A 19,873-nucleotide genomic window follows, 5' to 3' on the forward strand; every position below is an offset into this window, starting at 1 on the left:
TACTGTCACTTTGAATTCTCAACTCTTAACTTTCAACCCACTTTGGGGCATGCTTAGATCTTACCGACTAAGTTAATAAACACGCCGGATGCGTCGTAGTCGTCATCATTGGTTAAGTCACTATCAAACGCAGAGAAGTTATAACCAATCCCCATTTTGAAGTTCTCGCCGATGTGCTTGTTCACCGAAACTAACGCACCGTGTTCTAGCTCATCGTTGAGTGTGTCTGTTTTCCAGTGGTATTCACCCGTCACATCCCACTCTTTCATCACACGGTAAGAAGCGCTTAATCCGTATAGGTCGATATCGCTTTTAACCAGCTCATTCGAACCAGATGCTCGTTCAAAAGCTTGCTGTTTGTCTTTATGGGCGTACTTAGTACCGACATCCCAGTGTTGGTCAATCGAATAGATCGCCTCAACTTCAATGATCTGACTGGTTTCGTCTTGATAATCCACATCGCGATCCAGTTGATCGAAATCTGCAATATACGTGTAGCGGCTCAGTAAGTTGAGTCGATCGTTGTAGATCGGACGATACGCGAGGCCGCCAGTGGCTTCGGTAAATTGCGCCATGGTTTCGCCCGTGGTTTCGCTTTCGGTGATGGAGTAGTTGTACTTACCAAATAGCGTGTACTCTTCCGTTAAGTGATGCGTGTAACGGTTGGTCGTCACGATTTGTTGCAGTTCTCGCTGAGCGATGTCAGGGTCGTCTTCACTCTTATCCACTCGGTATTCAAATTTGTGGCTAAGGGTTATGTCATCTAGGTCAATTGAGGCATTGAAGCTGATAGATTCACGCTCTGTGGTAATGTTCTCGTCATCTTCAATTTCACCAAGCTGATAACCAATCCCCATCTCGATATCTTCCGTCACATCGTAGCCAAAGCCGTATGAGTCGATACGGCCATGACCATCATTTTCATCAACAAACTGGTTCTCTTGGTAAAAATCGACACTGCTGGTGAGATCTGCACGCTGACCAACAATCACGTTGTTTTGGCCTTCGTAGTTATCATCTACATAAGTTACGTAGGTTGAGTGGTCATCGGATACATCGTAAGTCACAGTCGCTTCTGCTACTTGGCCTCGGTCGCCATCGGTGTATTCGCCACCAAGAGACAAGTCTTCCAACACTTGGAATTCAGCACCAATCGACGCGCTGTCGTTTTCATCATAGTCATCCGACTGGTCGACGGTCTTTTGCCCTTTGACGTAAACGCTGTTCTCGCTGTCCCACATGTATTCCAAACGCACACCTGCTAAGGTCGCATCGCTGTGCTCGTCGTTTTGGTTAAGCTCTTCAGTTTGTTGCCCTGCCGCCGAAACCTTAATGTGCTCGGTGATTTTAACTTGAGTCTCAATCTCAATCGTTTCAGTATCTGTTTCTAGATTACCATCGACATCGCGCTCTTCATTGGTCGAGAAGCGAGAGAGAACCGCCAAGCGATCAGTAGCTTGTAAACGAACTTCAGCACCGTATGCCTCTTGCTCTAGATCATCGCTGCTGCTCGCGTAGCTGTATCCCGCGTCTTTGTCTCGGTACCAAAGCTTAAGGTCATTGCCAACGGCACCAAAGATGGTTGGAGCAAGATCGTAAAGGCTAGTCACAGCCGTTATTTGGATACTGTCACCCTCGCGATCTTCTAACGTATCGCCAATTGGCGTAAAGGTTAAGCCGCCATCAACAGAGACAAAATTCGACTCAGTTTGAGTACCTTCACTGTGTGCAAACTCAGCCTTAATGTAGGTACCTTCTGTTGCACGCAACGTTAAGTCCGTACCGTAAGACTCGTAGTCTTGGTTGTCCTTTTCTTGAGTCGCATACGTCACGCCAACACCAACGTAATCGTTGATCCAACCTTTAGCACGACCACCGTAAGACATCGCATCTAATGAATCTGAACCTTGTGGGACGTACTCATAGTCGACAACCAGAAAGTTTTCGTAGTCGTCTCCGTTTTCAATCACGCTGCCAAAGCTGTCGGATAGGATGTTGTCGAGTGGCTTGGTCAAAATAATTCGACCTTGGTACGGGTCAAAGTCATAGTCGACGCCCGGCTCAAGTGGGATTTCATTCTGCACTAGGCCAGATTCATCTTTTACTTTGACGTAAACTTTGTCACTTCCCGGTACCGCTTCACCATGACGAAGGAAGTACAGAGAGCCGCCTGTACCCAAGAACTCATCGTGTGCATACAAGGAATCAGCTTCTGCGGTAAAACCGACCATGTTCAGACGATCTTCACCGTATTGTGTAGTATCGCGAGTGCGATAATCAGCTTTGAAACCATAGAGGCTACGGTTGTAATCGTTGTTCTCAGTGCCTGTTAAACCCGTGTTGTAGTTACCCCACAAGTATTGAGACTTATCGTATTCCACATTGAGGTAAACCTTGCCCTTGGTGTTGACCACTTTTTCGATGTTTGAGCTGTCACCATAGTTACCGTAATAAAGCTCATCGTCGTCTTCGAGGATATCGAACACATCCGAATCGTCTGAGGCGAACGGATGTTTGAACATGTCTTTGATTTCACTTTCTCGCGTATCAAAGTGAGTTGTTACACGAAGTTTGTCGCCAAATTTACCCTGACCAAAGTACGCTAAACGACCTTGGTTATAGATGTCATTTTGATACTGGTCATCGACACTTAATGCATCGCTATTACCAGACACATTATTCTTACCAACATAAAGATCAGCCAAACCGGTTTGTGCGTAGTACGTATCTGGAATACGAACGTACAGCTTGTAACGACGTTCATCACCGTTATCAAACACAACCTTGGTAGGGAAAATGTAGGAGTCTGTTGGTAAGTACTGCTCTGCATATAAGTTGCCATCTTCGACATCAAATTCATCTTCACCGATGATGACTTTATCTACGCCTTTCAAGCCAGTGCCGATGAACTTCGCTAAACCCGCATTGGTCGGGATGTTGTGACGCATCAGCTTTGCCTGTCCGTAACTTTTACCTTTGCTCTCTTCATCGTCGTTATCGTTTCGGTCGATATCGACTTCAGAGTCCGGCTTAACTAAGTCAGTCACACCAACGGTGGTCACATCCATGTTGCCATCTTTGTCCCACGCTTTTAGGCGGAACATCAGCTGCTCACCGACCTCAAACTGATAATCAACATCAGTTTGACCATCCCAATTGATGTCAGAGTCGTTCGCCAGTTTATCGCCTTCAAGCACAGCGATTGGCTCAGACAGACCAAAGTCACCCACTCGGTACACTTCCAACTGGTACTTTTTGATGTAGTAACCGTAGTTGGTGGTAATGGTGAAACCGACGCTGTCACGCAGTGTGCCTTGTTCGACTTCTAATTCATCGCTGACACTGACATCTAATACTGGGTCAAAGCGAGTGATGTCACGGCTTGCCCAAATAGCGCCTTGCTCTAAGTAAATACGCGAGCTGTCTTGGTCTTGGTTCGGCTTGGTGATTTCAATGCCAGTCGTCTCAGAACCGAGTTTTTCAAGCTTACCTGTGTCTTTCGCTACCGCCATCACAGGAATGGCCGTTAACACACACGTCGCTAAACGAGACTTACTAAATACTTTCATACAATTTCCAGTTACGGTTCCAATGGCTTACTTCTGTTCACTTTGTTGGTCTTTGCGAAGAACGCTAAAGTTGAACTTGGTGAGCTTGTTCGGGGTAATTCGCAACACTTTTGGGTTTTCGCTCACCACTTCCATGGAGGTGGAGAGCGAATCAGTGTCCAACTTCACGAGGAAGTTCTTACCTTTCTTATTGAGTACCCATTGGTCGGGCACGTGGTAACGACCGTACTGGTCTGTGTAAATAACGATTCCCTCAACCGTTATCAACTTAACGCCCGGAATACCATCTTCGTAAATACCTTTGTTCTCGATAACGATTTCCCACAGGTAATCCTCGCCATCGCGATACAGGTTTCTGGTTACGTTGAGGTTTTCCGCGCTCAGTCCCTTTTTCTTGTCCGATTCATGCTTAAACTGAATCTGACCTTGTGCGTCGAACTCGATGCGAGAGCCCGCATCGGTCGTGACGTAGAAATCAAAGCTCTGCTGTGTGCGAGTTTTAAATTGAATAACCACTTTGCTGGTTTCTGGCAGCGTTCGGTTCACTGAATGTCCCCAAAGATCACCAAGATCCAAGCCTTGCTCAAGTGCAGTGGTTATCGCACCATCTTGAATAGCAACGTCTTGACCATCACGAATGATGTGCGTCGAATCAGCGATGTAGCCTTGCGTTGCTAAGTTCGCAGTTAGCTCAACATCAAACGCGGTTGCATCGGCTTGGAATCCATCTTTGTTGTGATCTTCAAAAACTTTACCGATGATCGATGAGGTATCGAACACCTTGTCCGGCTCAATGGTCACTTTGGCGGTGTCTTCATTAGAAACAGCCGAGCCATCAACCTTCGCTACTGCGGTGTTGATGTAATCACCAAAAGTGGCACCTACCGAGACACGCAATAAGTAACGAATACGCAGCTTCTCGCCCGGATCAAAGTTCAACGATGTGAACATTAACTTGCCCGTATCTGATGGATCTTGAGAGATAACCTGATCGTCTTCCGTACCGAACTCACCATCAATGCCGCTTAGCACAACTTCTGATGTATCCACGATGTATTTCAGACCACCTGGGTAACGGTCTTCCACAGCCACGTTCTTAAAGTAAGATTCATTGTTGTTCTCAACGATGATCTCGTACTCAACCGCATCACCCACTTGCGCGGTATCTTGCAACGCAGACTTGGTCAGCTCCAACTCTCCAGAATTATCAGGAATCTTCTTGATATGAGTAGTTACACTGTCGCTGGTTTCGGTACCGTCAGATTCGGTCGCCGTAAAGGTATTGGTAATGTCGTCATCCAAGCCCTTACCTAGCGTACCCACGACCTCAAACGCGTAAGCATTTCGTTTGTTGGATTTCAGGTTAACGGTAGTGTCTAAGTCTTTATTCGACGGGAAAGAATGACGCTGAATAACCGCGCCTGAGTCGTCGACTTCCACACCTTCAATTGTCCAATCGGTAAAGACTTTATTAGCAGTGCTGTTTTGTAGCTCACTGATCTCATCGGTTAGACGAACATTGGCCGCGTTACCTTGACCATTGTTAGTCACGGCTAAGTAATAAGTGACACTGTCATCATCTTCGGTGTATTCAGGTTTATCTGAACGTTTTTCAACAACCAGATCAGCACCCACTGGCGGTAAATCCAAAGCCGATACTTGGTCTGCCACTGCCTGCATCGAGGTTTCAGACGCCAACATGCCCTTAGAACGAGCGCGCATCGCTGGGCTACCAGTTAAGTCGAGGTAGTATCCAAGCACATCGATATTAGTCAGCATGTCTTCGTTGACCGTCAATGTGAACGTGTAATCAATCTTGCCGCCCGGCGATATGTCGACCAAGGTGAACAGGTCTTTGTCGTCATCAAAGGTGCCAGGTTGAGTTTCAGCCCCTTCTGATGTTGCCGTTAGTGTCCATTCATCAAACGCATTACTAAGATTACCATCAATATGATCACCCATGGATTCAGAGAACTGGGTGTAAAGCGCGACATCTTTGGCTATACCTCGGCCTATGTTTTGCACCACTAAGTGATACTCAACCTGCTCTCCCGGCACGTAATACGGGGCATCGGTAAACAGCTCAGCTTGAACCACAGCCGCAACTGTTTGAACTGGAGGACTGATAACATCGCCGCCATCTACTTGCGCAGTATTAATGATGTGTCCGGTCGCGGTATCGACTACGGTGCCTTTTGAGCGGAACACAACTGTGCCGTGCGGTGCAATATCCACACTGTACTCAATCGGGCTAATTTGCTCCGTCGTCGTTCCTACCGTGGTTGACTCAACAACCAAAGAAGTGGTTCCAGCAACAAAAGCAGGCCCAGTGGTACCATCGTAATAGCCCACCTCTATCGTGCTCATGTCATCGACAACACTTAAATCGCTGATGTAGTTGTTAGAGGTGTTTTCAATGGTAATCAAGAATTCCAGCTCACCACCCGGCTCATACTCGGTTTGTACGTTAGTTTTCGTCGCAACAAACTCAGAGTCTTTCGGTGTCATGACTACCGTTGAGTCTTGTGGTGTTCCGTTATAAGTGATGGTTGCCGTGTTACTGATATCGCCAATCGCCGTCGTACGAATCAACGCCTTAACATGGAATGTCACGGTACTTTGTGGCGCCACATCCATACTCACATCGATATCTTCACTCAAGTCGAACGTCTTGGGAGTGACAACAGAGCGATCATCCGAGGCGTCAAAGCTCACTTCCCATAGTAGGAATGCCGACTCTTGTTTATCCGCGGTCGTATCGACTTGAATGTCACTGATGATGTCTTGAAGTTGAACACCAGATGCAAACGCATCAGAGCTGTTGGTTACGGTGATGTCGTAGTTAATCAGCTTGGTTACTTCATACGATGGCGTATCAACCGTCTTCTTGACCGAAACCGTCGCCAACACTGGTGTACTGGTAGCACTGTCATCAAATGTTGTGCCGTCAAAGGTCGCTGATGCGATGTTAGTAATATCGCCTGTCGCCAACGGATTAGTCGCAACTTGAATAGTGAAAACAATACTGTCTTGAGGCGCAATATCGAGCGTCTCATGAAGGTCTTCACCACGGGTTGCATCCGGTACTGGGGTTTCACCGGTTGTCGATACCGCCGATATTTGGATTGAAGCAGGGTCAAAAGCTTGTTCAGTCGTACCACCTGCAATCGTGGTTTCAACCGACTTCAGCGCATCTTCAATAGCAACATCTTCAGCCCAACCTAAGCCGTTATTCTTAACGGTCACGGTGTACTGAAGTGTTTCTCCCGGAAGGTACTCTGCTTTATCGACATCTTTAGTGATCTCAACTTGCGCATCTTCTGGAATGTAGGTCGCGTCTGCAGAGTGCTCACCGTCGTCGCTATCAACTTTAACGACGTTAGTGATCTCGCCTTTGGCCTTATCATTAACAGTGTTGGTCACGACAAATGAATAACTGTCACCCGGGTGAATGCTGTAAGTCGCACTATAACCCTGTGCGTTATTAACCACATCTTTGCGAGCGTTCAGGGCTGGATCGCCACTGCCATCAAGCTGTTCGTCGCTAATGATCCAATTACCTGTCAACGCTTGCTCTTGATCTGGGCTGTTAGCCACCTCTGTCATGATGGTATCGATGCGATCCGTCAGGACTTGATCGACAAGGTAACCTTCACCTGTGTTAGCCACGGTGATCTTGTATGAGATAGGTTGACCCGGTTGATACTTAGCATCAGGTTCTGCAATTGGCGTCGTTTCTTTGGTTAGAACCAATTGACCCGACTTCGGAGTGATAAAGCCTTCTCGTAAGCGAGCGATCTTCGAATCGTCCAAACCATGTCGTAGATAAGCCGTATTGGTGAAGCGCCCAATCGCGTCATCTCGTACCTTGCCTTGGACGTGAATACGGACAGCTGTGTACTTATCACCACCACCCGTACCAGCATCGTCACGCCCAGCCATCTTGATCGATTCAACAGATAAATCGATGTCTGGACTGTTTTGACCAACTAGCTTATCTAACTCTGAAAAATCATTAGCGTCAGGGTCTGATGGCGCGGAGTTATAAAGCACATTGTAATCGACGCTCCACTCCGTGAGTGCGGTTTGCATCGAACCATCGACAGTTTCGACTTCGAAGCCACTGATGATGTCGCGGATTGAAAACAGGCCAGAATCCACATCATCGTTGGTAATATCGATGTAGTAATTCACCGTTCCACCAGGTACGTACGTAGGTGTATCTGTCCACTTATCAACTAGAATGTTCGAGCGGCCAGGGTTGAGGACAATATCGTTGGTGTTATCGCCATTCACTTGTGCTGTATTGGTGATGGTACCTGTCGCTGACGTAGAAACTCTGCCTTTCACGTCAAATACAATGTGCTCACCTGGGCGAAGGTCGACAGTTGCATTCAATGGTACACTGCTGTTGTAGTTACCTCGTACGTCATAAGAACCAACAGGTTCCACAGCAATCGCGGTGGTCCATTCAGAGAACGCATCATCACCATCTTCGGTTTTGATGGTATGAATAGCATCGATAACACTCACGTCATTCGCGATGCTATCACCCGTATTCTCTAGCGTAACTTGATACTCAACATCCCCGCGAGGTGCGTAGGTACAGCTACTGCCATCGTTTGAAGGAACTGAACAACCAGCCGATTCACCATCGGTGTAAACCAAGGTTTTGAAATAGTCGAGCTCAGCTTCTTGAGGTGGGATAGTTTCTGACGTCGCAGACTCATTTTCTGCCGTCACTCGGTTGGCTTCGATAGTTCCCAAAGCGTCATCACGGATAACACCCGTTAAGTTAAACGTCAGTATTTCACCTGCGGCAATATCGGTTTCAATATTCAGGTTATTGTTTGGGTTATAGCTAGGAACATAGGTATCGACGTTGGCATCAATACCATTACTGATTTCGTGAATGATATCGCCCGAAACAAAGGCAGACTCCATTGTTCCGCCAATAACCTCAACTTGGATATCCTTTACCGTGTCTTTGATTTGAATATCATTCGCCCAACCGTTTTCAGTGTTAGTGACCACAAATTCATACTCAACTTCGTCACCCGGCAGATAGGTATCCCCATCATTGAACGGGTTGCCGTTAATCGACACCACGCGTTTTTCAACACTGATATTATTTCCTAGTGGCATTAGAGTCGCAGTACGAACCTTACCGTCATAATTCGCTTTGTTTTGAATATCGCCCAACGCATCCTCACGAATCTCAGCATGGATGGTGAACGTTAGGCTTTCTTGAGGCGCGATAACAATGTCGTTATCAATATTGACGTTATTACCAGAAACGAAGTCAACCGCGTCTGTAATCGAATCTACCGCTGCCGTTTTTTCTAGCTGCACTTCCCAACCAGATAAAAATGGCTGGCCGACAGGGTCAGTGCCAGACGTCGAGGCATCTTCTGCAATGCGAGTCTGAATTGCAGAAATAGTATCTTCAAGGCGAGAACCATACTCAATACCATTACCCGTGTTCTTAATTTGAACTCGGTAGTAAACCTCACTTTCACCAGCGACTTGAGAATACTCAGTCTTTGCCGAGGAGAGGCCTGCGTCATAAAATGCTTTCTTAGAGAACGAAATTTCAGGCTCAGCCATCTTTGCAGGTGGAGATACGGCAATTAGTTCATTTCCGTCATCTTCATCGATGTACGCTCGGTTAGTGAAAGAACCTACTGCTTTCGGACTGATTTTGGCCTTGATGACGTAACGCACAAACGATGACAATACTACACCGCCAAAGTTGTCTGCCGATATATCAAAGTGCGTATCAATCGGTTGATTGTCTTTAATCGAGTTATCTACATCAGGATCTGAAATCCCCGATCCATCAGCGAAAGTTTCAATCGTCCAACTATCAAACGCCGAACCGCGAGTTCCATCGTAGTATTGAGTCGTTATCTGGTCGATATCATCACGCAGGCTAATGTCATCAACGTGCGCCGATGCGATGTTCTCGATTAGGATTTCATACTCGATGTAGCCGCCAGGCATGTAATTGGTAGCACCAACCAACTCATTACCATCCGTGTCGTAGTAAGCCAGAATGTTTTTTTCGTAATCAATTTTGCGACCAGTTTGCGAAATATTATGAGATATCGTGTCGCCATCGACGGTTAGAACGTTAACAACATCGCCATTGGCTTTGTCATTGATGGTCGCGACAACTTGGTACTCAAGCTTAGCGCCCATCGGAATATCGGCTTCAACATTTAGGTTACTGTTGGTTGATGTGTAAACATTGCCAGCACCTGCGCCCGCATCCACATACTCAGAATCAGTTCCAGTTGCGATCGATGTGATGGTCCAATCTGAATACGCTGGTCCTGTATTACCATCCACTAAGCTGACCGTAATATCTTCGAGGTTATCGACGATTGGAATATCGTGAGCGTTACCTTTGCCGTCATTCTCAATCACTAAGTGATAGGTCACGGTTTGAGCGGGCTCGTACACCGCTTCATCAGTCGTTTTATCAAAATCTAAATGGTAGCCATCGGGAATCACGACGGTATCTCGATAATGAATATCACCGACCGCATCCGGTCTTACGGTACCTGTTACTGTGTAAGTCACGTCTTCGCCAGCATCGATATCAATCGAGGTTACGATGTCAGTGTCGTTCGCAACATCACCGTCTTTGGTACCATCTGTTGTACCCGCGTTCGCAGGATCGCTCTTAGCAACCGCCACCGTAAACTTGTTTGAACCTACCGAATCATCGAAAAATGGATTACCTGAATTGCCATCTTGTAGCTCCACTGATATGTAATTAATCAGTTCGTTAACGTCTACGTTGTTTCGATAACCATGTCCATCTTGAGAGTTGTACCTAATGGTATAAGTCAACTCATCTCCCGGAGAGTAGCGGTTAATGTTAGTAGTGCGAACAACGCCGCCGTTATTATGTACCTGATGGTTTTCAGCCACGGCACGTTTGGCATACTCACAATCGTCAGTACAACCGGCATTATCATCATGAATCAGCACGGCTTCGTTGCGGATTATGCCGCCGTCTCTGTCCGCTACACCGTTAGATACCGCATTGTCTTTGACATGCGCCTTAATACGCACCGTGACAAAGTCTTTGGCCGGAATTGAAACTGGGAACTCCACATCTTCAGTCGTTTGAGGGCCGAAACCAGAGCCAGTATCAACAGACCAATAGTCAAACGGGTTTTGATTAAGAACATCTTCTACTTCACCATCTTTATCATTCGCTAGCGTAGTAGTGATCTCACTCAGGCGATCCATGAAGATAAGATCGGTCTCATCAGTGTCGCTGTTATTGCCAATAACGATGGTGTAGGTGAGATCTTCACCCGGCGTGTAGCGGACAACATCGGTCGTTTTGGCTAATGAAACATTGATGTCATAGGTACTGTGTGAGTTATCTATTTGAGCGGAAGAGCTGTGGTCACGGTCTGTAATAGGATCGTAAACATCAACACGGTTCGATACTTGTTCTTCTTCATAGTCAGACTTAACAATGCCGCTCACCTCATAGTGAACCCACCCTCCGGGAGTGATATCAACGTCGGTATCGATGTCAGTGTCGTTAGCAATGTCACCGTAACGAGAACCCGGTTTATCTGTGTTGGTCGAACCTACAATTGTCCAACTATTAAAGAAGTTAAGCGCTGAAATACTATCTTGTACCGTTGCGTCATTTGCATAGCCAACACCGCGGTTATAGATATAAATATCGAACGTAGCGCGCTCACCTACAACAAAGTCGGTATTTTGAGCGGTCTTAGCGACTACAAGATTCGGCTCGCTAGGATAGGTACGTACCGTATCCGATAGATTAGTATCTGGTCCCGTCACTGTTGCGGTATTGGTGAATGCTCCCCAAAGAATCTCACTGTCGACACTGCGATCGAGTGTCCCAACAATGGTATAAGTAATCGTCGCACCTGGCGGGATCTGAGCGGTGGCATCCAGATCATTGTTATCCGAGAACGATCCAGGGTCAGTCACGGCTTTCACCCACGGGGAGTCTGCCTCTCTTTCTGCACTGATCGTCCACGAAGAGAACACGGGCTTGGTTTCACCCGGCTCGTGAAGTAACTCTGCTTCTATGGTACTGATTTCATCTTTAACATTGATGTTAGAGGCGAAACCGTTCCCTGCTGGGTTGGTAATGCTGATCGTATAAGTGACAGTATTGGTGGTGTCGGTATACGCGTTTTGTTCGTCATGACCATCAACACGCTTATCCAATACTAAGTAGTAATCTCGTGGGTATGAGCCTCTATCGGAATAAAGTACGCTGTCAACCGTCACTTCATTACGGATTTCATCATCGGCAATGGGGTTTACGATCGCGGCAATGCTATAAACGATCTTATCGTGTGGAGCTAGCTTTGCCTTCACATCTAAGATCTTTTGATTCTTCTGATTACCTTCTATGTCATCAGTAAAGCCGGGATCACTGTTTGTCGAAATTGAGCCGTCAGAGGCATAAGATTTCGCAGTAATAATCCAGCTCAAATACGCTTTAGTCGGTGTATCATTAATAGACTGAGTCATGACAGAGACTAAATCATCATAAACCGGTATATCAATCGCATAGCCGTCACCGTTATTCTCTACCGTGATGTCGTAGTTCAGGGTACCGCCAGCTGAGTAGTAACGAGAATCCACTTCCTTTTGGACCTTTAATTTCGAGTTTGGCATTTGGACGCCAGAACCCGACTCGCCTAAGTTATCCCCTAAGCACAAGCCGGCATCGGTACCATCATCAACAATCTGCCCCACACTGGTGTCTGCCACTTTTGCGGTCAGCTTATAATGAACGAAGCCCTCAGGTGCGAGGTCGACTTTCAAATTGATGTCGTTTGTTGTCCAAGTATTGTAATTAAATGAACCATAATTCGATCCTTCACCACTTCTATCAGCGACTTCAAGCTTCCACTCGGAAAATGCTGAAGCATTAGAGCCATCCGCTTGCTCTGTCACGATACAAGCAAATTTATCGACAACTTCGATATCGTTGGCGAAGAACTCTGTGTCCTTGTTAGAAATAACAATGTCATAGACCACTTCGTTATCACCGACTATCCCCGGAACATAAGTCGTATCTGTGGTGTTCTTATTACGTGTAATTTGACTTGATGACGTCGTCAGAACGTCTTTCGAATCGAGAATATTGGCCAAAGCATCGCCAGAATCTGCGTGGCCATCAGCATCAACCACTCGGGCTGCAACTTGGGGAATTTGACCAATAGACACAGGGCTAACGTCCACCACAACGGAATAAACAATCTGCTCACCGGGATAGATAGACACTTTGTCTTCTAGTGACTTGTTAGACTCCTTTCCAGATGCATTGAGTTCAGAAAGGCTATTAGAACCGATCGAGGTCACTTCATTGGTCCAAAAATCGTAAGGGTTACCAACCGTGTCAGTTGCGTTCTTTTCGTTGCTGACATCGTTGCCTAGATCGGTTTCAAGATCCGCAAGAAACTGCTGAACCGAATAATGGTACGCGATACCAGTGTTTGCTTGGTTAGCAACCGTGACCGTATAGGAAAACTCATCGTCGACTAGGTAGTTATCCGATTGGTTCAAGGTATGTGTCAGGGTGATACTAGGCTCAGTGGGTGGAGTGATAACCTCATCAACTGTGACCAAGTCATCGCGTGTTTCAGCGGTTATACCGTCATTAACAATGTCGCCGACTAAATTGTCGGCAACGGTCGCTTGAATTTCGTAAGTCACTGACCCACCTATATCAATCGACGCAGCACTTACTGATAAGTCCCCTGATTCGGCGAAGGTGCCTGGATCGCTTTTGCTGCCTTCAACCTTGCTTACTGAGTTAACGTTGTCAGTAAAGGCTTGTTGCAAAGCCCCTTCAATATTGAGTGCCTTTATGTCTGAAATGACATCTTGAACGTCGATCGTCTGAATAAACGTATCGCCAGTGTTCGAAACCTTAATCTTGTAGGTGAGTTTGTTATTGAGTTGATAGTTCGTCTTATCGACTGAAACAACAACATCATGTTGGTACACACCACGCTGAATGGATTCTGTATTTGATTCAACAGCATCCAATAGTCCAGTGCTCGCACTTGCGACGTTATCAATCGTACCGGCTGCGTCAGCAGAAACGGTGGCGACCATGGTGTAGGTCACCGACCCACCAGCCGCAATACGCACACCTGATGCATCTAAGTTTCCGAAGCGACTGTAATCACCTGGAGATGACAGGAAGGAGGATTGCGCTTGAGTCGAGACTTGCGAGAACGCGCTGACATTATTCCCTTGGTCATCTGTCGTTAAGATATTTAACAGCTCATCCTTAACGTCCAACTCAGCAATAGCTTTATCCGACTCATTCGTTAAAACAAGCGTATAAGCCACCTCTTGGTCGTTGTCGTAAGACGCGCTGTCAACAGACAGATCCATAACAAGACCCGTTGTGTCCGCATAGGAGGCAAATGGAATCAATAAAATAGATAAGAAAAAGGCAAGGTTGTATCTGAACATTAACGCGCACTTCACAGTAGATTGACAAGTGTCTAGGCAAAAAGCCATAGATTTGACGTCACTAATTTGGCACTTAGCCTATTAGGGACATGCGCAACATACAGTTCAAATAATCCGAACAATTAACATCTGTAAAAAACAAATTACTGAAGATGTTAAATAGAGAATCTGATGTCTAAATTAGAATCAAGACATTGAGTTAATTATCAGAAGGTTAATGTTTTAATGAGTGAGTTTTCACAGTTGTTACGTAACTTCAGAAAGGAACTTCAATTTACACAAACAGAGTTTGCAACCTACTTAAATCAGCTGGACGACGAGTTTAATGCGGTTGACGTCGTAACGATAAATCGTTGGGAAAACAGTAAGGTAAAGCCTAGTACATACAAAGCACTCAAGATCTTACAGTACCTTGGCGGAGATTTGTTTGAGACAATAAAGAGCTTTAAGTCCGAACAAAAAGACACACTAATCGAACTGTTTTTAAACGAATCCTATGGCTCATTTCAAAGTAGAATTTCAGCTCTATCAGGCCTGAATCAACAACAAGGCAAACGCAACTTTAAGTCACGGCCTTTAATGTCAGAGCCGTGTGACACTGGCGTTATCGACAGAATCAAACTACTTTCTAAATTCACAAAAGTCGATATTTCGCCATTGGACCAAATTGATTTATATCTCTACTACTGTGAGAAAAAAGCACATGGTCACAAACTGATCAATGTAGATGGTGACATTGTGAGTCACAACGTAGGCTTTTTCTTTGAAGACCATCAATTTGAAACATTAAAAACTCAAGAGCTAGATCTAAGAATGGCCTGCTCTTTAAATTCAAGCAAAAGCATAAATTATTTTAATATAAGCTCACACTCAGAGACAAAAGATCATGTTATTGAGCATATAGTTTCAGATATACAGTTACTTTCTCAGAACAAAAACATTAAAAAATATTCTGTTTTAGTAAAAGACCCCAACATGATGAAACTCTTGAAGGGCGTGGGGTTTGAAGTATTTAAATTTTCGGAACCTTCTGCTAAAAAATGTAATATCACATTCAAAAATAAATATTATAGCTACTGTATATTAACGATTGATAAAATAGACTATCTGACTAATCGGAACGTAATGTCACTAATCAAAGATGAATATTCTACCATGATGAAATTTCCGCAATTACTGCGCGAAGCGCGCAAGAAATTGAAGTTAACGCAAAAGGATTTTGCGGCATACATTAATCACTTAGATGATGAATTCAGCTCTGTAGATGTCGTAACGATAAATCGATGGGAAAATAGCAAAGTAAAGCCAAGTAATTACAAAGCCCTAAAGCTATTGGACTGCCTTGGTCTGGACTTGTATACAACGTTGAAATCCTTTGATTCAGAAGATAACGAAGACAGTGCATTACTTGAAGACTTCCTTCGTGAGAGGTTCTTTTCGTTTCAAAGCCGAATATCGTCTATCACTAAAGGGGAAATAGAAGAAGGCTGCGACTGTCAGATCATGCCACTAATGACAGATCAGAATGACAAATCAGTAATAGATAGAATAAAGCTGATTTCACAATATACAAAGGTGGATCCTTCAGCTCTTGATACTATCGACCTGTTTCTCTATTGCAGTGAAAAAAAGGCGCATGGCAGAAAAATGGTCGATGTTAATGGCGATATTGTTAGTCATAGCCTAGGTTTTTTCTTCAACGAAGAGGTATTCGAGCAATACCAAAATAAACATCTACATATTAAGCAAGCCTGCTCTTTAGAGTCTAATCATAACTTAAATTACATTGTGGTTAGCGGTCACTCTGAGAAGCGCGAACAATCTATTGCGAACCTGATTTCCGATATGAAGCTTCTTGCAAGCAATACTAAGATCAAGAAATTCTCTATGATGATCAAAAACCCAAATGCATTGGAGCTGATGAAAAACCTTGGATTTGAAATATGGAAGTTTTCAGAACCAACAGAAGAAAAGTCGAACATCACCTTCAAAAACAAAAACTACCGCTATTGCGTACTGACTATCGACAAGATTGAATTACTGAGTAATAAACATGTTATTTCTTTTATTAGTAAATATGGTTAAGCACCGGATTTTACCAACGATAGAAAGCTTATACTAAATTCTGCTTAAGCTTTTCTTCCAACGCTTGGATACACAGCTTGATGGCGATAGGCGTATTTGAAGCAAATGGGTTTAGCGCATAAACCGTGTTGGTGGGTAATTCAAAGCTTGGCAGCACGTCGACAACATCACCAAATAACTGAGGAATGCAGAAATCTGGAATCACACCGATACCAACACCTGATTTAATCAGTGCAAGGCAACTGTGGAACGAATTGGTGACGCAACTAGCTTGCTGTTGGTAGACAAAGTCCTGCTCAGTTTGAGAACTAAAATGATGAGTCACCTGCTTTCCCTGCCAGGAGTTTGCAATGTAAGGAATCGATTCAAGCTCACGTTTACGCATGCTTTCAACGCCACATAACACATCTTTAAACTCACCTAAACGCTTTTGCTTTAAGTTACTGTCACGAGAACTGCCCACTCGTACCGCGAGATCAATATCGTGCACCATGAAGTCTAAATGCTGATCGTCGCTTATCAGTTCTGGCTTTAACTTCGGATATTGTTTCATCAGATCGGCAATAACAGGCGCTACCAATAAATCCATCAAGGCATTCGGAGCTGTGATACGAATCCGGCCTTGTGGCTCTTCTAGCTCGGCTTTTGCCATATCCCAAGCCGATTCAGCGATCACATTGATGTCTTTGCAACTCAAATAAAAGCGCTCACCCATGCTTGTCAAAGTTTGTCTTCGTGTTGTGCGTTTAAGGAGAGAGGCGCCTAACTCTTGTTCTAGAATTTTGAGATGTTGACTGACGACAGATTTAGACAACTCTAACTTTTCAGCCGCAGCCGAGACTGAACCCTGCTCTACGATATGAGCGAAAATCGACATCTGCTTTAGCTTACTCATCTTATTGTTCTCTTTTTACAAACAGTATTTTCTATTATCTCTGTTTTTCAAGTTAATTACCAAAGCTAAACTGTATTCAACTTATCGAGATAACCCAATCAAAAACACAGTGTTTCAAAGAAGACTGTTATGGAGAAAACAATGTCAAACAATCAAGTATTAGAAGCGTGTAAGCAAGGCATTAACGCATGGCAAAAAGCATTCAACAACCAAGACGCGAAAGGTTGTGCAGACCAATATACAGAGAACTGCGTAATGGAAGCGCGTCCATTTGGTACTTTTGAAGGTCATGAAGCGATTCAAGCATTCTGGCAAGGTATCATAGACCAAGGCTTCAAAGACGTTGATTACACTGACGTGAAATGGGAAGAGCACCCAGAAGGCGGCTACATCCTTACTGCTAGTTGGACAATGAATAAAGCATTTGGTGTTGTACACCGTGAACACTGGGCAGTACAAGAAGATGGTAAAGCTCGTCTTGTCAGCGATGACTTCGAAGTTCAAGGTGAACGCTAGAGCTGTAATTAAAGGCTAGAAGCTCAAAACTCAAAATAGAAACAGAAAACAAAAAGCCAGTAATCCAAATGGACTGCTGGCTTTTTAATGTTCACTCTTGTCGCCATTTCACTTGATTTGAAGGTGATTGAGTGACTCTACACAATCACTCAACACGCTCATCACTTCAAATCAAAATGTCTGGTAAGACAGGGCAAATACAAGTCAAAGTTACAGTGCTGCTTTCTTCGCTTCTGTAATCCAACCATCGAACGTGCTTTGGTTCGCTTTGATCCAACCGTTTACGTGCGCTTCGATATCAGCAGAGCTGTTCTTACCTTTACTCATCATCATGTTCTGAGCGCTTACATCATTGATGTTAAGTTTGATGATTTCAAAAAGCTTCGCTGCTGATGGGTTGTTCTTAGCAAACTCTTTATTCGCAATAATGCGCATTGAGTTCATTTCGAAGCCGTAGTTTTTGCCGTTAGATAGCGTCGTATCCACGTTCGAACGCTCGCCAGGAAGTGCTGAGAAAGGAACTTCTAACCAAACTACATCTTCGTTAGGCACCAATACGCCACTTACCCAGTAAGGTGTCCACGTGTAGTAAAGGATTGATTCACCCTTTTGGTAACGAGAAATTGTATCTGCAATGATTGCAGCGTAGTTACCTTGGTTGTGAGTTACCGTATCGTCCAGTTTGAACGCTGAAAGTTGGTGTTCAATCACCATCTCACAACCCCAACCTGGGTTACAGCCTGTTAGGTCTGCTTTGCCATCACCGTCCGCATCAAACAGCTTCGCGATTTTTGGATCAGTTAATTGACCAATGTTGGTGATGTTGTACTTTTCAGCCGTTTTCTTATCAATTAGGTAACCTTGAGCAGCGCCGCTTACATATTGGCCTTCACGGTAGAATTTCTCATCACCACCTGCCATTGTGTATTTATCAGCATGAAGCGGGAACCAACCTACCGTTAGAAACGTTGCGTCACCCTTTGCAATCGAGGTGTAGCCTACGTTGTAGTCCACTTCTTGAGTTGATTTCACGTCATAACCCAGTTCTTCTAGAGCACGGTTAACGATCAATGTTTGGAATGTCTCTTCCGCTACAGAAGATTGAACAGGCTGAACTGATACGCCATCACCCGGTAGGCTTGCTGCCCACACGTTAGTCGATACCGCTAATGTAGAAACGATGCTTACTGCGAGTTTACTCTTCCATGAATTATTCATTGGTGTTTTTCCTTAATTGAAGTTCTGATTTGTTACCGCGATTAAGTACATTCAGTACAAGGGAAACAGGTCCCATGCGATACCAGCGTAATTTTGTATTACCAGCATTGACACCCAGTACTTGGGTGATTCTGTCTAATAAGATGGCTAAGATAACGATGCCTAAACCACCAACAGCGGCCAGTCCCATATCCAAACGGCCAATACCTCTCAGTACCATTTGACCTAAACCACCTACCGCAATCATTGATGCGATAACCACCATCGATAACGACAACATCAGTGTTTGGTTCACGCCCGCCATGATAGTTGGTAATGCAAGTGGCAGTTGAATTCGGTAAAGCATCTGCTTTTTGCTTGCACCGAATGAGTGACCCGCTTCGATCAATTCTTCCGGAACTTGCTGAATACCCAAGATGGTCAAACGAACAACAGGAGGAAGTGCGAATATGATGGTCACCACGACACCCGGAACGTTACCGATACCAAACAACATGACGATCGGTACTAAATAAACGAAGGCTGGTGTGGTTTGCATAGCATCCAAAATCGGGCGCACGAATTTAGCCGCCGTGTTACTTCGAGCGAGCCATATCCCCATGGGTAAGCCAATCAATAGGCAGAAGAATACGGATGTCATGACCAGTGACAATGTGGTCATTGCTTCAGACCAAGCGCCAATCAAGCCAATGAAAGTCAAAGATACGGCCGTTGCAACGCCAAGCTTCAAGTTTGAAAACTGCCATGCCACTAGAAACAAGATGATCAACATGAATGGTGCTGGCGTAGACACCAACGCCGTTTCAAATGAACTTAGGATAAAATCGATAGGCACACGGATTGCCTGGAATAATGGGCGTCCGTGCTCAACTAACCAATTCAGTCCAGACTCAACCCAAGTGTCAACAGGCAGCACAGCCTCTGCAAAAGGGTCAAGTGGATCAAAAGGTGTCGTTTCAACGGTTTCGCTGCTTAACCAATCCGCTGACGGTGAGGTATCAGCGGATTGACCCCAAGGATCACTTGCAGGTTGAGCTGGAGGAGCCGATTGAGACCATGGGTCATTATTTGTTTGTTCAGACGACAT

7 protein-coding genes are annotated in these 19,873 nt (G+C 45.0%); 2 read left to right on the forward strand and 5 right to left on the reverse strand.

Going from position 1 to position 19,873, the window contains the following annotated elements; genetic code table 11:
- Nucleotides 1-53 precede the first annotated feature (53 nt).
- The gene (locus AB4375_RS15525) at nt 54-3,569 is read right to left on the reverse strand and encodes a hypothetical protein (RefSeq protein WP_372051946.1); all 3,516 of its coding nucleotides are present in this window, start codon (nt 3,567-3,569) and stop codon (nt 54-56) included.
- Nucleotides 3,570-3,596: 27 nt separating this feature from the next.
- Nucleotides 3,597-13,991 (reverse strand): hypothetical protein, encoded by a 10,395-nt coding sequence (locus tag AB4375_RS15530; protein WP_372051968.1) that lies wholly within the window; start codon nt 13,989-13,991, stop codon nt 3,597-3,599.
- A gap of 306 nt (nt 13,992-14,297) precedes the next feature.
- On the opposite strand from AB4375_RS15530, the gene AB4375_RS15535 reads away from it, so the two are divergent.
- Entirely contained in the window at nt 14,298-16,157 is a 1,860-nt protein-coding gene (locus AB4375_RS15535; RefSeq protein ID WP_372051948.1) for a helix-turn-helix domain-containing protein, read from the forward strand.
- Between the two features lie 28 nt (nt 16,158-16,185).
- On the opposite strand, the gene AB4375_RS15540 is transcribed toward AB4375_RS15535, so the two are convergent.
- Nucleotides 16,186-17,052, reverse strand: a complete 867-nt coding sequence (locus AB4375_RS15540) for a LysR family transcriptional regulator (protein ID WP_372051949.1) — start codon at nt 17,050-17,052, stop codon at nt 16,186-16,188.
- A 141-nt stretch (nt 17,053-17,193) separates the two neighbouring features.
- Between AB4375_RS15540 and AB4375_RS15545 the strand changes: the two genes are divergently transcribed.
- Nucleotides 17,194-17,568: a nuclear transport factor 2 family protein gene (locus AB4375_RS15545; protein ID WP_372051951.1), complete on the forward strand. Its 375-nt coding sequence runs from the start codon at nt 17,194-17,196 to the stop codon at nt 17,566-17,568.
- A 210-nt stretch (nt 17,569-17,778) separates the two neighbouring features.
- Here the strand turns inward: AB4375_RS15545 and proX are convergent, their stop codons facing one another.
- Both proX and proW read right to left on the reverse strand, forming a co-directional pair.
- A complete protein-coding gene (gene proX, locus AB4375_RS15550) occupies nt 17,779-18,786 on the reverse strand; it encodes a glycine betaine/L-proline ABC transporter substrate-binding protein ProX (RefSeq protein ID WP_017065955.1) in 1,008 nt (335 codons plus the stop codon).
- Entirely contained in the window at nt 18,779-19,873 is a 1,095-nt protein-coding gene (proW, locus tag AB4375_RS15555; RefSeq protein ID WP_102333175.1) for a glycine betaine/L-proline ABC transporter permease ProW, read from the reverse strand. The genes proX and proW overlap by 8 nt, the downstream gene beginning before the upstream one ends.

It is taken from the genome of Vibrio sp. 10N.261.51.C6, from assembly GCF_041471785.1.
Taxonomy (GTDB): domain Bacteria; phylum Pseudomonadota; class Gammaproteobacteria; order Enterobacterales; family Vibrionaceae; genus Vibrio; species Vibrio crassostreae_C.